Source organism: Psychrobacter sp. T6-1 (genome assembly GCF_052258445.1).
Map to the genome: position 1 here is coordinate 1 of NZ_JBQQFC010000789.1, position 567 is coordinate 567.

Sequence of the window (567 nt, forward strand, 5' to 3'; positions counted from 1 at the left end):
GATATTGGCTTTTAGAAGTAAATCAAGCGCGCCTGTCGGTTCAAGCACCGCTGCGCTATTATTTTTGGCAGCTAACTCATTAAGGGCGCGATACAGGCGGCTACTATAGAGATAACCGATAGTATGCAGATGCTCGTCGGCGTGATGAATGGGTGTCATTTTAGGCGCGAGTAGGGCGCGCGGATTGCCAGATGCGCCTGCAAGCGGTGCGTTTTTATCCACGAGTGTGACCCGCGTACCGCGATTGGCTAGTGACCAAGCGACCGTTAACCCAGATACACCAGCACCAATGATAAGGGTATGGCTAGGTTTGGATTTTTCGTTGACTTGTTTTGTTTTAATGAAAGCATCGTTAGACAGCTCAGCGTCTTTTTTAACCTCAGCAGTGAGCATCTCTTTCTTTGGGCCAAAACCTTTTATCTTTTTGAGTATAAAGCCGCTGCTCTGCAGGCCGCGTTTTACTACGCCTGCGCAGCTATAAGTCGCTGCCGTCGTACCGATAGAAGATAAGCGTTTAATCTGACTAAATACCGACTCTGCCCACAAGGACTCATTGCAAGAGGGCGC

At 49.0% G+C, this 567-nt stretch carries 1 protein-coding gene; it reads right to left on the reverse strand.

Going from position 1 to position 567, the window contains the following annotated elements; translation table 11 throughout:
- A partial coding sequence (locus tag ACTXGO_RS15995) for an FAD-dependent oxidoreductase (protein ID WP_443575215.1) occupies positions 1-567 on the reverse strand: 567 nt, incomplete at both ends.